This window comes from Megasphaera cerevisiae DSM 20462 (genome assembly GCF_001045675.1).
GTDB lineage: Bacteria > Bacillota > Negativicutes > Veillonellales > Megasphaeraceae > Megasphaera > Megasphaera cerevisiae.
The window spans coordinates 16,784-34,116 of sequence record NZ_LEKT01000031.1 but is presented as its reverse complement, the minus strand read 5'-3'; the positions used below and the strand labels follow the sequence as shown (position 1 = coordinate 34,116).

Sequence of the window (17,333 nt, the reverse complement as noted above, 5' to 3'; positions counted from 1 at the left end):
CCTCGAAGAATCGCTTCAATTTTTCAGTTTCCAAGAAATTGATGCTAGAAAAATCTCATCTACAAATCTACTGGAACGATTAAATAGGGAAATCCGGCGCCGGACTAGAGTCGTTGGAATTTTCCCCAGTATGGATTCATACGTCCGGCTTGTCACAAGCTATCTCATTGAGTACAGCGAAGATTGGTCCAGCGGGCGTTCTTACATTAATCCTAAAATTATTACCGAGCTTCAACTACAATTAGCAAAGACTGCTTAATCCCATTCGGAGGTTGATGGTTTTTGCGAACATTGCTTGACACTATCCGATCTCATTTTGAAATACATGAATAAAATTTTATAAAAAATAAGTCAATAAAAAGAAAGGACCGCCGGAAATATATCCCTGCAGTCCTTTCTTTTTATTGACTATCATCTGCCATATTTTTCAACAGTCTCGATGCGGCGCAGCGCACGCTGTAACGCAAGCTCCGCTCTGTGTACATCAATATCCTGAGATTTTACATGCAATCTCTTTTCTGCTCTTTCCTTTGCGGCTTCTGCTCGCTCCACATCAATATTCTCCGGCGTTTCTGCTGCCGGTGTAATGATTGTGACCGTATTGTTGCTGACTTCTAAAAAGCCAGATGTTACAGTAATACAGCTGCGCTGACCTTGTTCATCATAAAACAAAGGCCAAATATCCAGAGAAGCAATGAGAGGTGCATGATTAGGCATAATACCCAAATCACCGTCTAAAGCCCGCACAAGGATAAAATCCACATCTTTATGCAAAACAGAGGCATCTGGTGTAATAACTTCCAGCCGAATCGTCTTTTCTGTTTCTGCCATAGCCTATTCTCCTTTCAGAGTCTTGGCCTTTTCATATGCTTCTTCGATATCGCCTACCATATAAAACGCCTGTTCCGGCATGTCGTCGCATTTCCCCGACAAAATTTCCTTAAAACCTGTAATAGTATCTTTTAAAGGTACATACCGTCCGGGCTGACCGGTAAACTGCTCGGCAACGGCAAAAGGCTGGCTCAAGAAACGCTGTATTTTGCGGGCACGAGCAACTGTCATTTTATCTTCTTCAGATAATTCGTCAATACCCAAAATAGCAATAATATCCTGAAGGTCATTATATTTCTGCAGGATAGTCTGCACTTCCCGTGCCGTATGGTAGTGATCTTCCCCTAAGATATGGGGATCCAAAATACGAGATGTAGAGTCAAGCGGATCAACAGCCGGATAAATGCCCAATTCTGCAATCTGACGGGACAATACTGTCGTTGCATCCAAATGAGCAAACGTAGCGGCCGGGGCCGGGTCAGTCAAATCATCGGCTGGTACATATACGGCCTGTACAGACGTAATAGATCCATTTTTAGTTGACGTAATGCGTTCCTGAAGAGCACCCACATCAGTCCCCAGCGTTGGCTGATATCCAACAGCCGACGGAATACGTCCAAGCAAAGCCGAAACTTCAGAGCCTGCCTGAATAAAGCGGAAAATATTATCAATAAACAGCAACACATCCTGATGTTCTTTATCACGAAAGTATTCTGCCATTGTAAGCCCTGTCAGGCCAACACGCATACGTGCTCCTGGTGGTTCATTCATTTGTCCGTAAACCAACGCCGTCTTACTGATAACGCCGGATTCTTTCATTTCATTCCAAAGATCATTCCCTTCACGGGTACGTTCTCCAACACCGGTGAATACAGAATAGCCGCCATGTTCCGTTGCAACATTATGGATCAGTTCCATAATCAAAACGGTCTTGCCAACACCAGCACCGCCAAACAAACCAATCTTGCCGCCCTTTACATAAGGGGCAATTAAATCGACAACTTTAATACCGGTTTCCAAAATTTCTGTTTCTGGAGACTGATCTTCAAATTTAGGTACAGGACGATGAATCGGCCAATATTCCTCAGCTTCCACCTTTTCATCAACCTTGTCGACTGTTTTTCCAAGAACATTAAAAATACGTCCAAGCACACCTTTACCAACAGGAACCGTAATCGGCCCACCTGTATTTTCTGCGGCCATTCCACGGACAAGACCATCAGTGGAACTCATGGCAACGCATCGGACGACATCATCACCCAAATGCTGCATAACTTCTGCTACTAAATCAACGGACTGATCACCTTCCCCACCTGTTACATGTATAGCATTGTAAATAGATGGCAAATCTTCTTCTGATGTAAACCGAATGTCAATAACCGGCCCGATGACCTGGACTACTTTACCAATTTTATTGCTCATGAAGAGGCTCTCCTCTCTTTTCTTAGTTTAAATATCCTAATCCCATTGCACTTTATCACTGCAAGGCATTAGCACCGCTGACGATTTCCGTCAGTTCATTCGTAATACCTGCCTGACGGACTTTGTTATAATGGACTGTCAGTCTATCAATCAGTTCTCCTGCATTGTCTGTTGCTGACGTCATAGCCGTCATACGGGCACCCAATTCGCTGGCTGCCGACTGCAGCAGGCTGTTGTAGATAAACATATCCAGATACTGCGGCAAGAGCGTCTCCAAGACATGCTGCGCATCCGGTGCAAACAAATATTCTTCTTTAGGTCCCTTTGCGCCATCGTCATCCGGCTGCGAAATCGGCAGCATTTTGACAGTCCGTACCTCCTGTGACAATGCCGACCGGAATTTTGTATAAATAACGTATACTTCATCAAATTCACCGGATAAAAATTTTTTTGTTGCTTCCTGCGAAATATTCTGTGCCTGAGTAAACTGGGGCTTATCGGAAAACCCGCTCCATTTTTCTTCTGGCACGATATGCAGATGCTTCAAATATTCAGAAGGTTTTCGACCCGTTGCCATGAGATAAGATACGTTGCGGGGCTTATCCTTTAAAACAGCCACCATTGCCTTATTGATATTAGAATTAAACGCACCGGCCAATCCTTTATCGGAACCGATAATAATATAGCAGGTCCGTTTCACTTCTCGGGCAGTAAACAAAGCGTTACCATCTTCCGGTGCTGCAGCAGACAGACGCTGCAGCATTCCTTCAATTTTTTCGGTGTAAGGGGCTGTTGCCAACGCCCGTTCCTGTGCACGGCGCAGTCGTACGGAGGATACCATCTTCATGGCCTTAGTAATCTGCTGGGTATTCGTAACGGATTTAATCCGCCTGTTTATTTCTCGTGCACTCGGCATAGATTATTCCTCCTCTTTGACCAGCTCATGTGATGTGCCATATTCCTTGGTATATTCACTGATAGCCTTTTTGAGGGTTTCTTCATCATCTTTTCCGAGTTCTTTCGTTGACTTAATATGTTCACCGACTTCAGGGTAATTCGCATGCATAAATTTAGTGAAGCCTTCTTCAAAATCTAATACATCTGTCACCTGAATGGGCATAAGGTATCCTCTGACAGCTAAATAAATCTGCATGACCTGATCTTCAACGGGCATTGGCTGATATTGCGGCTGAATCAGCATTTGCATCGTTCGTTCACCACGATCAATCTGCGCCTTAGTGCCCTTGTCCAAATCAGAACCAAATTGGGCAAATGCAGCTAATTCACGATATTGGGCCAAGTCCAGCCGCAAGGTTCCGGCAATTTTTTTCATGGCCTTGATCTGAGCCGATCCCCCGACACGGGATACGGATAAGCCAACATTAATAGCCGGACGAATACCAGAGTTAAAAGCTTCTGTTTCCAGGAAAATCTGACCATCAGTAATAGAAATAACATTAGTCGGAATATATGCCGACAAATCACCTGCCAGTGTTTCGATAATCGGCAGCGCCGTAATAGAACCGCCGCCTAATTCATCAGATAACTTAGCTGCGCGTTCGAGAAGACGGGAATGTAAGTAAAATACATCACCTGGATACGCTTCACGTCCTGGCGGACGGCGAAGCAGCAAGCTCATAGCTCGATATGCTTGTGCATGTTTAGACAAATCATCGTATACACAAAGGACATCCTTGCCCGTATGCATAAAGTATTCGCCCATAGATACTCCAGAATATGGGGCCAAGTATTGGAGAGGTGCACCATCCGATGCCGTAGCAGCAACAATGATGGTATAAGCCATGGCTCCTTGTTCTTCCAGTGTCCGAACAACACGGGCAACTGTCGAGGCTTTTTGTCCAATAGCAACGTACACGCAGATAACACCGCTATCCTTCTGATTCAGAATAGTATCAATAGCAATAGCTGTCTTCCCCGTACCGCGGTCACCAATGATCAATTCACGTTGCCCTCGTCCGATCGGCACCATGGAATCAATCGCCTTTAGTCCGGTCTGTAATGGTACTTTTACAGGTTGCCGGTCGGCAATTCCCGGAGCCTGTACTTCAATAAGACGTGATTCCGTCGCTTTAATAGCACCTTTTCCATCAATAGGTACGCCTAATGGATTTACGACACGGCCAATCATGCAATCACCGACAGGAACACGCATAACACGTCCTGTACGCCGTACCGTATCCCCTTCTTTAATCAGTGCATCATTGCCAAGCAATACAGCACCGACATTATCTTCTTCCAGGTTCAGAGCCAACCCATATACATCATGAGGCAGTTCCAATAATTCCCCGGACATGGCCTTATCCAAACCGTAAATATGCGCAATGCCATCCCCAACTTCCAGGACGGTGCCAACATCGTCGACATTCATTTCCACATTATAATCTTCGATTTGTTTTTTGATTATAGCCGTAATTTCTTCTGGCTTCATGTTCATTATTCGCCCGTCACCTCATTTACTACGTCAGTCTGAAGTAAAGTATGCCGCATGTCCTGCAGCTGCCTTAAGAGACTGCCGTCTATTAATCTGTCCCCGATCTGGACTACAACCCCGCCAATAATAGACGGGTCCGTATAATACAACGGTTCAATTTTCTTTCCCGTCATATCTTCCAAACTGGCTATCAATTTCTGTTCTTCCTCCGTCGATAGCGGCTTGACGACACGTATTTTTGCCACGACAATATGTTGGGCCGTCCGCGCCAAATCAATAAAACCTTCAATGGCATTGACAACAGCTGCCTCACGTCGCCTATCGATCATAACATATAGAAACTGCAGCACCAGCGGTGAGACATCTCCGGCAAAAATTTCTTTCAATGTTTCTTTTTTCGACTGTGCGGATACCAGTGGATGAGAAATAAACTTCTGCAGTTCCGGATTTTCCAGTATAATATCCCGCACAGTTTTCAAATCTGTTCCAAATTCTTCAAGCTTCTGCTGTTCGCTGGCAATATTAAACATTGCCTGACTGTATTTGCTGTATACAACTTCGGGTACCATAATCAGTTCCCCTTTGCCTTTTGTGCATGGAGTTTTTCAATGCAATCCGCAATCAGCTTAGCGTTCATGTCCGTATCCATGTTCTTTTTAAGCAGCTTTTCTGCCACAGCCATAGACAGTGTTACTACTTCATTACGCATTGCTCTGATAGCGGCTTCCCGTTCATTCGCAATTTCAGCCTGCGCTATTTCCTTTTCCCGGGTAATTTGATTGCGAATGGCATTGAGCTGAGCTTGTGCTTCTTTGTCCGCCTGCTTGACAGCTTTGTCTACAATGGCTTGTGCTTCTGCACGGGCATTGCGAATTTGTGCTTCATAGTCGGTTTTCATTTTTTCAGCAGACTCACGGGCCTGCGCAGCTTCATCCAAATCCGATGCAATTTTATTTCTGCGGTCTTCCAATGCTTTCAACAGCGGTTTATACGCGAACTTTGCCAAAATGGCTACTAAGATAAAGAAGTTGAGGAATTGGAAAAGTAACGTACCATTTATACTAACCAATATAATTCCCTCCCCGGCCGTGATGGATTATCCATCTGCACAGTATTAAAGCAAGCTGACAAACGGATTGGCGAAGACCAATACGATAGCGATAACAGCCGCAATAATCGGCATAGATTCAATCAGGCCGATAGAAATCAACATGTTAACGAGGAGTTTGCCGCCCATTTCTGGCTGACGAGCTGTTCCTTCAAGCATTTTCGATGCGGCATGTCCATCACCAATAGCCGCGCCTAAAGCCGCAAGACCTACACCCAAGCAAGCACCAAATGCTGATAATGCCAATACAATTGCTTTTTCCATAATATATGACCTCCTAAATATACAGTTGTTTTTACTTCGCACTTTTTATTCCTGAAAAGACGGGGCTAAGTACGACGTTGTTAATATGGTGAAAATAAATGCCTGAATCAATCCGATGACCAGACTAAAAAGCAGCCAGACCATGGGTACCCCGACCGGCACAAGGAAGTACAGAACTTCCATCAGGATTTCTCCTGCCAGAATATTGCCAAAAAGTCGAAATGCCAATGTCAACGGCTTAGTAAACTCTTCCATAAGATTAATAATGACAAAAGGAGCAAAAGGCTTAAAAAAATGCTTAAAATGTCTTTTAAATCCTTGGTTTTTCAGAGCCATTAAATGAACCATAAAAGAAGAAACCAAAGCCAATGCCACCGTAGTGTTCAAATCATTTGTCGGTGAAGCTAAAATGTCTGGATTTGGCAGCATCCCCAACTCATTGGCAAATAAAATAAACAAAAACATCGTCAACAACACCGATACGACCTGACCATATTTGGGCCCCAGTGTTTCCTTGAACTGATCCAACAGGGATTCAATTACCATTTCTACTGCATTTTGCAGCCCTGAAGGAACAAGAGATGGCCCCCGCGTTGCCGCGACAGTGACAATAATAACAAGGGCTGCCACGAGCCAGGTCATCATAAGTGTATCCAGGTTAACATTCATTCCCAGAAACTGAACAACCAGATGATGTCCTGCATGTAACTCCATACGCTATACCTCCTTTCTTACCCGTGTTCGGACAAGTGCAGCTATTCCATCCGCAAAAACAATCATCCTGTAGGAAAAAATTCCTGCCACAGCAGCTCCAAAATGAATACCAGGAAACTGCAGGATGACGATCAGTATCAAACCGATCATAAACAGCCGAAAAACGGCTCCGCTGCGGATAAATGCAGCTGCTTGTCCGGGCGGTAATTTTAAGGCACGTACCGAACGGCTGCTTAACATCAAAAAATATACGATATTTAAGCCGCTGCCAATACACCAGCCTGTTACACATTGTCTCCAACCGACCACAAATAAAACGGCTGCGACAATACATGTCAAACCTATAAGCTTTAATACTGTTGCCTTCACATATTGCACAAATTCTGTCATCAGGCATACCCTCAATTACTGCGATTTTTACCAGGAGGCTTAATGTCCTTATTCATATAGGATACGGTCTTTTTATAAAGAGACCAAAATCCCGTAACAGTCCCCAACAGAGAAAATACTATAATTCCCCACGGCGACGTAGCTAAATGGACATCAATAAAGCGGCCTATGAAAACACCGGTACAAATACATACAAACAGGGTCAAGCCTAATGAACCGGCAACGACAACAATATCGATAAGCTCCATGCGGTTTAGCTTGTCGTCCTGAGATTCAGTATCTTGTTTTTTTTCATTTTTCATAAAACACCTGCCTCATTTGGCGACATACTCAACAATTATAAGTAATGTACATATGCACACCATTCATAATCGTTATCGCTATCTTAGCATAGAAAAAATTTAAAATCAACACTTCTGATTTTTCAATATTTTTTTCACGAAATCCAACTAAAATTTTCTTAAATATTAGTATTTTAAATAAATAGATATTATTTTTTGTAATTAAATTTCATGCTTTCATATACTAAAATTAGTTTTCGTCTAAAAAATAATATGAAAATGAAGTTATATTATCAAGGCATTTTTCATTTCAGATTCCGCTGGTTTGATTTAGTGTAATTCTTCTTGCCACTATGTGCAACAAGAATGATACAAACGTCCTAATTTTAAGGTCAAACCAGCTCTTTACACTTACGAATATCCCACATGCGCAATCGCCATGATTATAGCGTAACACTGCCTGGCATAAAGTAAATTCTTCGTTTTTTTTTTACAAATAAAAATCTTCCGGACGCCTCTGGGTACCAAAGAATACATGCATAATCGCCTGTACAATGCGTTGAGAAGCATGCCCATCTCCATAGGGATTGACAGCCATACTCATCGTGTTGTATGCAGCTTTATCTGTCAGAAGTCTTTTTGTTTCATTATATACGGTGGTTTTGTCCGTGCCAATAAGCCGCACTGTTCCCGCTTCAACAGCCTCCGGCCGTTCTGTCGTATCCCGCAAAACAAGAACCGGTTTTCCTAATGACGGCGCTTCTTCCTGAATTCCTCCCGAATCAGTGAGAACCAAACTGCTCAAACTCATCAAATTGGCAAAGGGCTCATATTCCATAGGATCAATAAGATGTATACGATCCACTCCGGCTAATTCTTCCTCTACCACCTTGCGCACCAATGGATTGCGATGAACAGGAAAAACAATTTCTGTATCAGGAATTTCTTCAATAATACGTCGCAGTGCCTTATAAATATGTCGCATAGGCTCTCCTAAATTCTCACGTCGATGCGTCGTCAGCAAAATAATGCGATGTTTTTTAAAATCCACATGCTGAAGTTCTTCATCTGCAAAATCATAGGAGCCGTCAATAGTAGTCATCAATGCGTCAATAACGGTGTTTCCTGTAATATAAATTTTTTCTTCATCTGCATTTTCCTTCAGCAGATTTTTCTTTGCCGTAGCAGTAGGTGCAAAATGGATGGCCGCAATGGCACCTGTCAGCTTGCGGTTCATTTCTTCGGGGAAAGGAGAATAGATATTGCCGGTTCGCAGACCCGCTTCGACATGTCCAACAGGTATTTGCTGATAATACGCAGCCAGAGCCCCGGCAAATGTCGTCGTCGTATCACCATGAACCAATACAAGATCTGGCTGTTCTTTTTCAAGTACTTTTTTCAGCCCCAGCAACGCTTTTGTCGTAATATCATACAACGTCTGCCCTTGAGACATGATATCCAAATCATAGTCTGGTTCAATTTTAAATAGATCCAATACCTGATCCAGCATTTGCCGGTGTTGTGCAGTCACGGCCACAATTGTCTGAAGCTGATCTGTGTGTTTTTTCAGCTCCAATACAACAGGCGCCATTTTAATCGCTTCCGGACGTGTGCCAAACACCGTCATTACCTTTATCATAAAAATGCCTCCCCTAAGACGAAATAATTCTACCCGTTAGTTCTTACGGGTAGAATTCGTCGTCGTTTTTCGTAATATGCCAATGCGCTTCGCCGAATAAATAATAATAGCAAGAACCACCAAGACAGTCACAATACCCGTTTTATAGCTCACACTAGCAACAAATAAAGCGACCACACCAAGAATCATGCTAACAAAGTACATGATCAATACAGCCTGTTTCTGCGTCATTCCCAAAGCCAAAAGCCGATGATGCAGGTGCCCTTTATCAGGCTGAAAGACAGGAACGCCACTCATTTTGCGGCGTATTATAGCAAATAAGGTATCTAAAATAGGCAATCCCAAAGCAATAACCGGAACAATAAGCGCTACCGTAGCGGCAGTCTTAACCAACCCCAAGACTGCTGATACTGCCATTGTATACCCTAACAGCATGCTTCCAGTATCTCCCATGAAAATCTTTGCAGGGTTAAAATTATATTGAAGAAATCCCAATGCCGCTCCCGCCATGGCGACAATAATCATCGCCGGAAGATATTGATTCATATTATATGCCATTAAAAACATAGAAATTGAAGCAATAAAGGATACGCCTGCTGCCAATCCATCCAACCCATCAATGAGATTTACTGTATTAGTAAATCCGATGATCCAGAAAATAGTCACCGGAACAGCAATAATTTCAGGAAGTACAATAAGCGTACCGAACGGGTTGGTAAGCCATTCAATTTGAATACCAAAAGCGACGGGAATTGCCGCTGCCAAAATTTGTCCGATAAGTTTCACCTTCGCAGGTATATTACAGATATCATCCCAAATGCCTAAAGCAACAATAGCACTACACCCCAACAAAAGCCCCAACAGATCATGACGAACAGGCATTGAAAACAAAACCGCGGCCATAAAGCCAATATAAATCGCCAATCCGCCTAATCGTGGAATGACATGAGTATGCACCTTTCTTGCATTTGGCTTGTCAATAGCGCCTATCTTAATAGCCAATGTCTTGACCCCAGGGGTCAAGACATAGGACACAATTAAGGCGATTGCAAATGGTACAAGATATTCGAGCACAACAACGCCTACTTTCCATTAACACCAGCAATTGCCGATCAATTAGTCAAACTGCGCATAGGCGCCGGAATCCGACCGCCGCGGGCAATAAATGCATCAGATTTGTATTTATTTACATTGATAATCGGGCAATACCCTAATAAGCCGCCAAATTCAACGGTATCCCCTACACTCTTGCCAGGTACAGGAATTACCCGAACAGCTGTCGTCTTATTGTTAATCATGCCAATAGATGCTTCATCAGCAATGATTGCAGAAATCGTAGCGGCAGAAGTATCGCCTGGAATGGCAATCATATCTAAGCCAACAGAACATACACATGTCATCGCTTCTAATTTTTCAAGGCTCAGGCTGCCTCGTCCGACGGCCTCCAGCATCCCTTTATCCTCACTGACTGGAATAAATGCGCCAGACAATCCTCCCACCCGGGACGACGCCATAAGACCGCCTTTCTTGACAGCATCATTCAATAAAGCCAGTGCCGCCGTCGTACCGCTGGCTCCGCAGCTTTCCAGCCCCATTTCTTCCAAAATGTCAGCAACACTATCCCCCACAGCCGGGGTCGGTGCCAGAGAAAGATCAATAATGCCAAAAGGAACATTCAACCGTTTGGACGCCTCTATTGCAACCAGCTGTCCGACGCGGGTAATTTTAAAAGCAGTTTTTTTAATTGTTTCCGCAACCACATCAAAAGGTTCCCCTTTGACATTTTCCAGTGCACGCTTTACGACTCCGGGCCCGCTGACTCCTACACTGACACAGCAGTCACCTTGTGTCACGCCGTGAAAAGCGCCAGCCATAAAAGGATTATCTTCAACTGCATTGGAAAAAACAACTAATTTAGCACATCCAAGTGCATCCTGCTCTTTTGTCAGCTCACTCAGCTTTTTGAACACGTGGCCCATTTCGGCAACAGCATCCATATTGATACCGGCCTTTGTCGAACCTACAGCTACAGAACTGCATACCAATTCTGTACAAGCCAGGCTTTCTGCAATAGAATCAATCAGCCGGCGATCACCATCTGTAAAGCCGCGCTCTACCAGCGCCGAAAATCCCCCGATAAAATCAATGCCAATTTCCTTAGCGGCTCTATCCATTGTCTTTGCCACTTCCACATAGTCTTTTAAATCACTGGCTCCGGCAACAAGACTAATGGGAGTAACCGCGACCCGTTTATTGATGATAGGAACCCCGTATTCACGGGCAATATCTTCCCCTGTCGCCACAAGATGCTCACCATATGAAGTAATCTTGTCATAAATATTCCGGCACAAGGTTTTCCCATCGCTGGAACAACAATCAAGAAGGCTGATCCCCATTGTAATGGTGCGGACGTCCAAATTGTGTTTTTGTATCATTTGATTTGTTTCTAGTACATCATGGATTGTCAGCATATCTATCTCCCTAACCCACTTGATGCATTGCATCAAAAATTTTCTGGTTTTGTGCTCTAATTTCCACGCCAAGCACATTCCCTTTTTCTTTCAACAGCTTCTGCAGTTGTTCCAAATCAATTGTAGCTTTTTCCATATCGACAATCATGGCCATATTGAAAATACCATCTAATATAACTTGATTAATTGTCAAAATGTTCACTTCATTCTCAGCCATAATCTGACTGACAGCGGCAATGATACCTGTACGGTCCATACCGACAACGGTGATAACAACTTTCATGGATAGCCCACTCCTTTATATTTCAGATTCCATGCTTTCCTATTATAGCATATTCCGTATACAAAATTCCACCGCTTACATACAAATACTGCCGGCAAAACCAGTTGCGCCGTCATTATTTGGAAAGCGCTTTAGAAATCAGATTTTTTCCTTCCTCCAACAGCTGCGCAGCCTGATTTTCAGAAACAAAACTTTCCGCATATAACTTATACATATCTTCAGTACCAGAAGGACGAGCAGCCACCCAGCCATTTTCTGTACTAATTTTGACTCCTCCAATCGGAAAATTGCCATAAGGAGATTGAGACATAACGGCAATAATAGGATCTCCGCATAACGTTTTTTCCGTAACATCACATTCCGTCAATCTGCCTATTTTCCCTTTTTCCTCTAATGTCGCAGGTGCATCACTACGCATGGTATAAGGGCGTCCCAATATTTCGCATAACTCGTTATAGTAATCAATCGGAGATTTACCCGTGACAGCTTTAATTTCAGCGGCTAAAAGGCACATAATTATTCCATCCTTGTCAGTCGTCCATACACTGCGGTCCTTAGCGGTAAACGAAGCCCCTGCACTCTCTTCGCCAGAAAAAGCAATTTTTCCCTGCGTATACAAAGATCCAAAATATTTAAATCCCACCGGCACCTCATATAGTGGGACAGCGAGCAATTTTGCGGAACGAGTTAGCATATCCGTAGTAACAACGGTTTTAGCAATACCCATCCCCTCAAAATTACGATGTGTCATTAAATAATGAGATGCGACTGTTAAATACGCATTCGCAGTAATGACTCCCTGTGTACCGGAAATAATGCCAAAACGATCATAGTCAGGATCATTTGCCAAAATCAGATCATATGATGTAGCAGTGTTCTGAGAAGCCGCTGCCATAACATACACAGAGGAACAATCCATTCGCACTTTGCCATCATGATCATAATTCATAAACTTGAATTGTGGATCATATGTATCATTGACAAAATCAATCGGAATATGATATTTTTCTGCTATTTTATGCCAATAATTCATACCTGATCCGCCGAGGGCATTCACCTGAATGCGCATATTTGCATCATGAATGGCATCCATATCAATAATAGAGTCAAGTTCAGCCACATACAATTCTTTATAATCATAAGGAATAATCAAATCTCCCTGTACTGCCTCATCATACGAAATTCGTTTAACTTCAGTATTGTTGCCAGAAAGAATTCTATTGGCCTCTCTCTCAATGGTCCTTGTAATATCAGATTCTGCCGGTCCTCCGGTAACAGGATTATATTTAATGCCGCCATGTTCCGGCGGATTATGAGACGGAGTAATAATCAGCCCATCTGCTAATTTCTCGTGGCGATGGTTATTGTACCGTAAAATTGCCCGAGACACAGCCGGTGTCGGAACAAAATCCTTTTTACTATCCACATATACAGGTACACCGTTGGCAGTTAATACTGTTAGTACTGTCCGGTATGCTAATTTTGATAAATAGTGTGTATCTTCCCCAACGAATAAAGGTCCTTTTGCTCCAAAATTTTCACGATAATTGCATACAGCTTGTGTAATGGCTTCTACATGCCGTTCAGTAAAGCTGCCGTTGCCCGTCAATCCACGATGGCCGGATGTGCCGAATCGAACTTGCTGCTGCGGGTCACTGACATCAGGATGGATGTCATGATAAGATTGAGCAATGGCTTGTAAATTGATATAATCTTCTTTTCTAACCTTTGTTCCTGCGAGTTCATGAACTGCCATACTAATCACCTGATTCATTTTGACAATTATGCTGATTTTCTATACAATAATTTATATTACAGGACATTTTTTTCTGTATTGCACAGCTAATACGCAATTGTCAAAGTAATATTTGTTTTTATTATAACAAATATCATTACACATTGACAGTTTATCTTTAAAAGAAAGGTGATGTAAATGGAATTTATTTCATGGAACGTCAACGGTCTGCGAGCCGCAATGAAGAAAGGTTTTATTGATATTTTTGAATCTCTCCACGCAGATATTTTTTGCCTGCAGGAAACTAAACTGCAAGAGGGACAGCTGCAATTAAAGCTTCCCGGTTATAATCAATACTGGAATTACGCCGAAAAAAAAGGGTATAGTGGTACGGCCGTATTCACAAAATCAAAACCGGTCTCAGTATCCTATGGGATGGGGATCACAGAACATGATCGGGAAGGCCGTCTCATTACGCTGGAATTTGATGATTTTTATTTTATTACATGTTACACTCCAAATAGCCAAAGTGAATTGGCACGGCTAGACTATCGAATGAAATGGGAAGATGATTTTCGCAAATACCTTATGCAGCTCAATGGCAAAAAGCCGGTTATTCTTTGTGGTGATCTAAATGTAGCACATGAGGATATCGACTTAAAAAACCCAAAAAACAATCGCAAAAATGCTGGCTTCACCGATGAAGAACGCCAAAAAATGACGGAACTTCTTCAAGCCGGCTTCACCGATACTTGGCGATATTTTTATCCTGATACTACCGGAGTATATTCTTGGTGGAGCTATCGTTTCAAGGCCCGTCAAAATAATGCAGGATGGCGTATCGATTATTTTATCACCTCTCAATCTCTCAACAATCGGTTAAAAGATGCTAAAATATATACGGATATTGCGGGCAGTGATCATTGTCCTGTGAGTCTCATTTTTAAATAAGATATACTAACAAAAAAAACTTGCCGAAAAAACGGCAAGTTTTTTTTGTTAGTATATCTTAAAATGCATTATGTGAATATTCGTAATACAAATCAGTCAATGCATCCATTTTATCACTCATAGCAACCATAAGGTTAGAAGCTGTATCATAATCATCTGCAGCCAAGGCCTTTTTGATCTTCGAGAAAATAGACAAGCTTTTTTCTGTATCACGGCCTAATTCAGTACGCAGCGCATTAATTTTAGTCCAACGTTCAATTTCCAATGGATTGCTGTCGCCTTCAGCATGAAGCTGTTTAGCAGAAATAACTTTAGCAAGGTTTTCAGGAATAATTCTGTATTGCAGTTCCAATGCCCACCGGCTTAACGCGCCCAGTTTAAAGGATTCCATAAGACGTTTCTGGAATGCATCGCAAGCAAGTTCATCAATTTTTTCCGGATATTTATCTAATGCGCTGAAATTTTCCCATACAGTACGCGGGGCCTTACCAAACATATCGCTTCGTTCCGCATCTGTAAAGTTTTCAAATACGTCGACTTCTGAACGATATGCACGGCTCTTCGCAAGATATTCTGCATCTTCACCCGGCTTTTTAGACAATTCAGCTAACAGCGCTTCCGGCGTTTTACCGCTGCCCAACGCATATTTCACCCCATCCAATGCAGCTAAGTAAAATAATGCGAGAGCAATGTACGTATTGGTAAACGGATTGGGTGCACGCATTTCAAATCGTGTAGCCTTCGGATTTTCTGCACTACGTATCAAGCCAGCTAATACAGAACGGTTACGGCTCGGTGTATCCGGTGTTTCGCCACCAAGAGATGTAACGATGCAAACAGGTGCTTCAAAACCAGGTTTCAAACGATTAAGAGAATCTGTCGTTGAAGAAACAAATGGATTGATAACTTCATAGTGCTTCAGTATCCCCATAATAGAGCCATATCCCATTGCGGACAAGAAGCTCTTATTCATATCATCCGGATTAAAGAGATTGATAAATTTTCCATTTTTTAAAATAGCACCCATACCAACATGTGTATGTTCACCACTGCCAGCTACACCATGAATCGGCTTTGCCTGGAAGGTAACTTCCAAACCATTTTCACGGAAGACTTCACGAACAATAATGCGAGCCTGAATTTCATTATCTGCAGTCTGCACAGGATCGCTGGCATATTTCCAGTCTACTTCCAGCTGTTCCAAGACAAAAATCAATTTGCCGGAATCATCAATCTGAGCTTTGATACCACCAACTTCTTTATGGCCCATTTCTGGACTGAGTCCGTATTTTTCAAGACGTTCTACTGTCTGTTCCAACGCGGTTCGTACCAGCCCATGCGTACGCTGCCAATACTGTTCCTGCATTTTCTGAGATGCGGACAACAACCGTGTTTCTATATCCTGACTCGGTGTTTTAACCCAAAACTCTAACTCTGTAGCCGTTGTAAAAACAATTTTTTCAATATCATCAGGATCTACAGAGAGTCCCTTGATGCCATATTTTTTGACCAGCTTCAATACTTCTTCCCCAACATAATCAATTGTATTGCGAAGAATAGAACGTGAATCAATGAAGCCAGTTGTATGTCTTAAGAAGCTAGGAATACGAAGGGTTCCGACCGGTTTTCCGGTAACCGGATCTACATTACCGTCGTTGTAATCAACAAACCAGTTGACACCGGGATCAGCTTTAATATCGACACGGGCATTAGACAATGTCGCAATGCCCGGCAAAACAACTGAGGAACCATCCGTCTGAAAAGCCGTTGCATTGAAAAACTTGTCATATTCATCAAAAAACACGGAAATAGGAATCTTTTCATCTGTATCGTTGCCGGCGAGATCGACACCTACCAGAGAAACAAATTTAATTTCCGGATGCTGTTCCAATAAAGCCAACACACCTTCTTTGCCATACTGACCTGCAGGGATTACATATACTAAATCTTCTTTAGTCATCCTAACTCCTCCTTTGGGTAAAAAAAAGACTTCTCCCCCCTATAAGGTTCGAAGTCTTCTTTGACTTTTTCATGACTTATTTTATTTTTAAATCATGTAAGAATGATACAATCAATTAGTTTATTTGTCAATAGATTTGATTAAAAAAACTACTTGGTTTGTAAAATTTCTCTAACAATTTTAGAAACTAAACTACCGTCAGCTTTACCTTTGACCTGGGGCATAACTAGTTTCATAATATCTCCCATTTTCAAGCTGTCTTTACCGGCAGTCGCCGTTGTGACAATATGACGGATTTCATCAGCAGTAAGCTGTTTAGGCATATATTTTTCTAATACAGCCATTTCAGCTTTTACCTGATCTACCAAATCCTGCCGTCCCGCTTTTTCAAATTCGGTCAATGATTCTTTACGTTGTTTCATTTCCTTAGCAATGACTGCGCTTACTCCGAGGTCATCCAACTCACATTTTCCGTCAATTTCAACATTACGGACAGACGACCGAACCATTCGGATCGTAGCTAAAGCAATTTTTCCCGCTTCCTTTGCCTTCATTGCCTCTTTCATGTCCTGAAGCAGTTCCTCTTTTAGAGACATCCTATCACCCTTCTTACTTATGAACGATTATGCTCTGTACTTCCGCTTGCGTGCTGCTTCGGATTTTTTCTTTTTCCGTACGCTTGGTTTTTCATAGTGTTCACGCTTCCGTACTTCGGAAAGAACACCTGCCTTTTGGCAAGAACGCTTGAAGCGGCGAAGTGCGCTGTCCAACGTTTCGTTTTTACCTACCTTAATTTCTGCCATTCTATATCCCTCCCTCCAAAATTATGTTA

Annotated in this window: 20 protein-coding genes; 2 read left to right on the top strand and 18 right to left on the bottom strand. The window is 42.5% G+C overall.

Features of this window, described 5'->3' with window-relative positions; translation table 11 throughout:
* Positions 1-259: transposase (locus AB840_RS16110; protein ID WP_200809878.1), on the top strand; the 259-nt coding region annotated here is incomplete at its 5' end.
* A gap of 152 nt (positions 260-411) precedes the next feature.
* On the opposite strand, the gene AB840_RS09670 is transcribed toward AB840_RS16110, so the two are convergent.
* From AB840_RS09670 to AB840_RS09600, 15 genes are all read right to left on the bottom strand, one after another.
* The gene (locus tag AB840_RS09670) at positions 412-831 is read right to left on the bottom strand and encodes a F0F1 ATP synthase subunit epsilon (protein WP_048514639.1); all 420 of its coding nucleotides are present in this window, start codon (positions 829-831) and stop codon (positions 412-414) included.
* 3 nt (positions 832-834) lie between these two features.
* A complete protein-coding gene (atpD, locus tag AB840_RS09665; RefSeq protein WP_048514638.1) occupies positions 835-2,253 on the bottom strand; it encodes a F0F1 ATP synthase subunit beta in 1,419 nt (472 codons plus the stop codon).
* Positions 2,254-2,308: 55 nt separating this feature from the next.
* Complete coding sequence (gene atpG / locus AB840_RS09660; RefSeq protein ID WP_048514637.1) at positions 2,309-3,169, bottom strand: ATP synthase F1 subunit gamma; 861 nt, start codon at positions 3,167-3,169, stop codon at positions 2,309-2,311.
* 3 nt (positions 3,170-3,172) lie between these two features.
* Entirely contained in the window at positions 3,173-4,708 is a 1,536-nt protein-coding gene (gene atpA, locus AB840_RS09655) for a F0F1 ATP synthase subunit alpha (RefSeq protein ID WP_048514636.1), read from the bottom strand.
* Positions 4,708-5,274 carry a F0F1 ATP synthase subunit delta gene (locus AB840_RS09650; protein WP_048514635.1) on the bottom strand — a complete coding sequence of 189 codons (567 nt, stop codon included), beginning with the start codon at positions 5,272-5,274 and terminating at the stop codon, positions 4,708-4,710. Before AB840_RS09650 ends, atpA begins: the two co-directional genes overlap by 1 nt.
* Positions 5,275-5,276: 2 nt before the next feature.
* A complete protein-coding gene (gene atpF, locus AB840_RS09645) occupies positions 5,277-5,774 on the bottom strand; it encodes a F0F1 ATP synthase subunit B (protein ID WP_048514634.1) in 498 nt (165 codons plus the stop codon).
* Positions 5,775-5,819: 45 nt separating this feature from the next.
* The gene (atpE, locus tag AB840_RS09640) at positions 5,820-6,077 is read right to left on the bottom strand and encodes a F0F1 ATP synthase subunit C (RefSeq protein WP_048514633.1); all 258 of its coding nucleotides are present in this window, start codon (positions 6,075-6,077) and stop codon (positions 5,820-5,822) included.
* Positions 6,078-6,122: 45 nt separating this feature from the next.
* A complete protein-coding gene (gene atpB / locus AB840_RS09635; RefSeq protein ID WP_048514632.1) occupies positions 6,123-6,791 on the bottom strand; it encodes a F0F1 ATP synthase subunit A in 669 nt (222 codons plus the stop codon).
* A gap of 3 nt (positions 6,792-6,794) precedes the next feature.
* Entirely contained in the window at positions 6,795-7,181 is a 387-nt protein-coding gene (locus AB840_RS09630; protein ID WP_048514631.1) for a hypothetical protein, read from the bottom strand.
* Between the two features lie 11 nt (positions 7,182-7,192).
* The gene (locus tag AB840_RS09625; RefSeq protein ID WP_048514630.1) at positions 7,193-7,483 is read right to left on the bottom strand and encodes an AtpZ/AtpI family protein; all 291 of its coding nucleotides are present in this window, start codon (positions 7,481-7,483) and stop codon (positions 7,193-7,195) included.
* Between the two features lie 469 nt (positions 7,484-7,952).
* On the bottom strand, positions 7,953-9,101 hold the full coding sequence (wecB, locus tag AB840_RS09620) for a non-hydrolyzing UDP-N-acetylglucosamine 2-epimerase (protein ID WP_048514629.1): 1,149 nt from the start codon (positions 9,099-9,101) through the stop codon (positions 7,953-7,955).
* 36 nt (positions 9,102-9,137) lie between these two features.
* The gene (locus tag AB840_RS09615; RefSeq protein WP_048514628.1) at positions 9,138-10,175 is read right to left on the bottom strand and encodes a glycosyltransferase family 4 protein; all 1,038 of its coding nucleotides are present in this window, start codon (positions 10,173-10,175) and stop codon (positions 9,138-9,140) included.
* Between the two features lie 38 nt (positions 10,176-10,213).
* Positions 10,214-11,572, bottom strand: coding sequence for a PFL family protein (locus AB840_RS09610; RefSeq protein ID WP_048514627.1), 1,359 nt, complete (start codon positions 11,570-11,572; stop codon positions 10,214-10,216).
* Positions 11,573-11,582: 10 nt separating this feature from the next.
* Complete coding sequence (locus AB840_RS09605; protein ID WP_048514626.1) at positions 11,583-11,855, bottom strand: ACT domain-containing protein; 273 nt, start codon at positions 11,853-11,855, stop codon at positions 11,583-11,585.
* Between the two features lie 115 nt (positions 11,856-11,970).
* On the bottom strand, positions 11,971-13,611 hold the full coding sequence (locus AB840_RS09600) for a phosphoglucomutase (protein ID WP_048514625.1): 1,641 nt from the start codon (positions 13,609-13,611) through the stop codon (positions 11,971-11,973).
* A gap of 177 nt (positions 13,612-13,788) precedes the next feature.
* On the opposite strand from AB840_RS09600, the gene AB840_RS09595 reads away from it, so the two are divergent.
* Complete coding sequence (locus AB840_RS09595; protein ID WP_048514624.1) at positions 13,789-14,541, top strand: exodeoxyribonuclease III; 753 nt, start codon at positions 13,789-13,791, stop codon at positions 14,539-14,541.
* A 58-nt stretch (positions 14,542-14,599) separates the two neighbouring features.
* Here AB840_RS09595 and AB840_RS09590 read toward each other — a convergent pair whose 3' ends face one another.
* The 3 genes from AB840_RS09590 to rpsU form a co-directional block, all read right to left on the bottom strand.
* A complete protein-coding gene (locus AB840_RS09590) occupies positions 14,600-16,501 on the bottom strand; it encodes a type I glutamate--ammonia ligase (RefSeq protein ID WP_048514623.1) in 1,902 nt (633 codons plus the stop codon).
* Between the two features lie 149 nt (positions 16,502-16,650).
* Complete coding sequence (locus tag AB840_RS09585) at positions 16,651-17,097, bottom strand: GatB/YqeY domain-containing protein (RefSeq protein ID WP_048514622.1); 447 nt, start codon at positions 17,095-17,097, stop codon at positions 16,651-16,653.
* A 27-nt stretch (positions 17,098-17,124) separates the two neighbouring features.
* Positions 17,125-17,304, bottom strand: coding sequence for a 30S ribosomal protein S21 (rpsU, locus tag AB840_RS09580; protein ID WP_048514621.1), 180 nt, complete (start codon positions 17,302-17,304; stop codon positions 17,125-17,127).
* Between the last annotated feature and the right edge of the window lie 29 nt (positions 17,305-17,333).